This is a genomic window from Sporomusa sp. (assembly GCF_057736855.1).
On record NZ_JBYKYF010000309.1, the window covers coordinates 1 to 3,510 of the forward strand.

General features: G+C 41.4%; 4 protein-coding genes. 3 read left to right on the forward strand and 1 reads right to left on the reverse strand.

Translation table 11 applies throughout. The features are described from left to right. Window positions 1-591, reverse strand: a 591-nt coding sequence (locus tag AC29Z1_RS15220; protein WP_488272306.1) for an alpha/beta fold hydrolase, incomplete at its 3' end; no start/stop codon positions are given. A gap of 181 nt (window positions 592-772) precedes the next feature. Here AC29Z1_RS15220 and AC29Z1_RS15225 point away from each other — a divergent pair. The 3 genes from AC29Z1_RS15225 (at window position 773) to AC29Z1_RS15235 (ending at window position 3,106) form a co-directional block, all read left to right on the forward strand. After that, on the forward strand, window positions 773-982 hold the full coding sequence (locus tag AC29Z1_RS15225; protein ID WP_488272307.1) for a hypothetical protein: 210 nt from the start codon (window positions 773-775) through the stop codon (window positions 980-982). Window positions 983-988: 6 nt separating this feature from the next. Continuing rightward, the gene (locus AC29Z1_RS15230; RefSeq protein ID WP_488272308.1) at window positions 989-2,275 is read left to right on the forward strand and encodes a monomeric [FeFe] hydrogenase; all 1,287 of its coding nucleotides are present in this window, start codon (window positions 989-991) and stop codon (window positions 2,273-2,275) included. Window positions 2,276-2,611: 336 nt separating this feature from the next. Beyond that, entirely contained in the window at window positions 2,612-3,106 is a 495-nt protein-coding gene (locus tag AC29Z1_RS15235; protein ID WP_488272309.1) for a hypothetical protein, read from the forward strand. The last annotated feature ends 404 nt before the right edge of the window (window positions 3,107-3,510 follow it).

A 3,510-nucleotide genomic window follows, 5' to 3' on the forward strand; every position in this document is an offset into this window, starting at 1 on the left:
CTGCAACCCTCGGTTGAAGAACCACTCAGCAAACGGCTGGGTTATATGCTGGAAAAAGAACTTATTGCCAAAGTCGCGTAACATTTCCGGACGGTCAGAATATATGTCTTGAATAATTTTGAGTACATCTTCACGTTGCAGCCCATGAGGAAAATATGGTCGTTGGATAAGACTGGGAGCTGCAGCGGCAAACAGGGCAAGCTTAGATACTCCGTATCCTCTGTGGCGCGCCATATACCGGATGGCGATGGCTCCTCCTGTGGAATGGCCTCCGAGAATGAAATCATGCAGATCAAGTGCATCCACTACACAGCGAATATCATCGGCTAATGTATTGTAATCATAGCCTTGCCAAGGTTTATCGGAATTGCCGAATCCCCTGGTATCTACTCCCACGCAGCGATATCCCATCTTAGGAAGTTGGTTAAACTGATATTCAAACATCTTATGATTGGCCGGCCAACCGTGTATAAATAAAATTGTTTTATTGCCTTCGGGGTTAAGGTCTTCTACATAAATATTTACATTCGAACCGACGTTAACATAGAGTCCCATACCAAGCCATCCTTTCAAAAGTTTAAAATTCTTCATATTATGTTATGTGTTTGGTATTTATCCTGCTAATTTGTTGTGCAGGATTTTTATTTTGCAACTTGGCTTCAAATCTATGAAGTTTCGGTATTTTTCGTCTTTTGCCGCTGTGAAGGACATAGATTTTTTTTGTTGAAAATAATAATTAACACCTTTAATTTTCAACTGGAGGAACACATTCATGGCAATATCTCAAACTACAGAAGTTGTAAGAATTCGCAACCAGGTCTTAGAAGCAATTACAAAATTAGCATTTGAAAACCGTCTTGAAGAAGATGTTGAGAGTGTAAAAGATATTATTGTATCTGAGGAAGGACCTCGGTATCGGTGTTGTATTCATAAAGAGAAAGCAGTATTGCTTCAGCGCATTTACCTGACATTATGTCAATGACTGTATATGTCGCAGAAGAAAGCTGCAGCCGAGGCTTTGGCTGGAAAAGTGGAAGAAATGCCGCTTATTTCGGTAATGCCAGAAGCTTGTGACCAGTGCCCTATTAATAAATATTTGGTTACCGATGCCTGCCGCAATTGTTTGGCTCATAACTGCATACACAGTTGTCCTAAAGGAGCCATTATGGTAGTTCAGAACCGGGCTTATATCGATCATAACCGTTGTGTAGAATGTGGTTTATGTAAAAAATCTTGCCAATTTGGCGCTATTATCGAAGTAAGCCGTCCGTGCGAACGGGCCTGCGCTGTTAAAGCCATTGTTGCTGGTGGTGACCGCAAAGCAGTCATTGATCAGGAAAAATGCGTTGAGTGCGGAGCCTGCCGAGAGGCTTGCCCGTTTGGAGCTATTGGCGATAGTTCTGTAATAGTCCAGGTTATTCAACAAATCCTAAGCGGTAAACAAGTATATGCTATGCTGGCACCGGCATTTGTCGGGCATTTTGGTCCTAAAACCAAACCAGGACAAATTGTTGATGCCATTAAACAGTTAGGTTTTTATGAGGTACGCGAAGTAGCTTACGGCGCCGATATTGTAACTCTTAACGAAGCAAAAGAGTTTTTGGCAACTGTGCCTGAGCAGCGTCCATTCATGACCTCATCTTGTTGTCCGGCTTTTGTTGCGTTGATTGAGAAACATTTTCCGGATGTAACAGATAAAATATCCTCTACTGTCTCACCTATGGTGGCAACCGCTCGGCTTATTAAAGAAGTTAACCCAGATGCGGTTACTGTATTTATTGGACCATGTATTGCTAAAAAGGCTGAAGCCCGTAAGAATGCAGAGGTAGTGGATTTTGCCCTTACATTTGAAGAGCTAGCTGCTATGTTTGCCGGCAAGGGCATCGAGCTTGGCTTGTCGCAGGACAAGGGGTTTGAGTCTAGCGCTTCAAGTACGGGGAATGGCTTTGCTTGCGCCGGTGGATTGGTGAATGCAGTTAAGTCAGCCGTAGTCGGACTTGATCCTAAGGCTGTTGTCAAGCCGCTGAATGCAGAAGGCATTGAGAATTGTATGGAAGCTATTAAGCAGCTTCAGTCTGGTAAAATCGACGTGAATTTTTTGGAAGGGATGTCATGTCACGGCGGATGCATTGGTGGTCCCGGTGGACTGGTTAATGCTCGAGTAGCTAAAAAAATGGTAGATAACTTTGCGCAAGAATCCCCAGCTAAAACTGCTTTAGTCAATAAATCAGCTATAAGTGACGAAGAAAAAATCGGTCACTGGCATTGTCGATAATACTTCAATCGTACAGTTGTAGGCTTGAATTCGTTATCATTGAGTTGAAGGAAGCTAGCGCTATCATTAAACCTCAAATGTAAAAAAGGAAACTTCTCATGCTTGTGTCAAGTTGGCGAGAAGTTTCCTTTTTATGTATCATTTGTTATGATCTGAAAAGAACACAATATATAAAAATATACCTGAAAAAGTTGTGAGAATGATTGTCTCAACCAAAACCATTCTAAAAAAAATCTAAAATTTACTCAGTATACTATGTAACATAAACATTACATAAAGTAACTATTTGCTATAACGTTTTTTAGCAAATCAGTTATAAGCTGGGGAGGATTTACAATGAAAAAAAGTTTACTTATTTTAGGTGCATTTATTACTTTGAGCGCAGGAACCAGTTTGGCTGCTCCGCTTAATAATTTGGATAATGGACAGACTGCGATAGGCTTAACGGGTGATACTGTCTACATTGAACATAAGCTTACTGATCGCTTCACAGTCGGGTATCAATCCATTGACCGTGATTATTACGGCGATATGAAAGACATTTATGGACAGTATCAGTTCTCTAATAATCTCAAAGGTCTCATCGGCAGTCGGAACTTTGATTATAGCGATTCTTCCGTATACTTAGGCCTCGGCCTGCAAGGGCCGCTCGCGCCGCAACTTGACGGATTTGCCTCTTTTATTGCTGGTGATGAATTTAATGAGGTGCAAGTGGGTGTTACCCACCAGTTAGCTGCCAATATTGATCTTAATGTCACATATACCAATTTTATGCCAGACCATGGTCGAGATAAAGATGAATTGGCACTTGGAGCAACCATTAAGTTTTAGATCCTAAGGGAAGAAGTCAGGCACTTTTGCAAGTAGCCATAAGTGACATCCGCAGTTACTTTGGTCTTGCTTGCCAATACATCCACCGCGCCCCAATTTGGGGTTACGGTGGATGTGTTTTATCTATTGAGTAAAGCCTTCCACCGCTACAAGCGGTGTTAGTTCTGGCGGAGTTATTCTTTGCCAGATAAGCTGCAGGAGTTGTAAAATAAATATAGCTTGTTTTTCCTTACGTAATACGCAGGATAATGGGCTAAGTAGTATCTTGACAGAAAAGACTTATTTTGATAAAATTAATTTATTAAGTGGCAGAAATGCGTAAATCCAGGTTTGGATTGCGCTTTTTTTAGGCTCTATAATAAATGTTGGGGTAACCAGTTCTACAACTTGAACTGCTGCCTCAA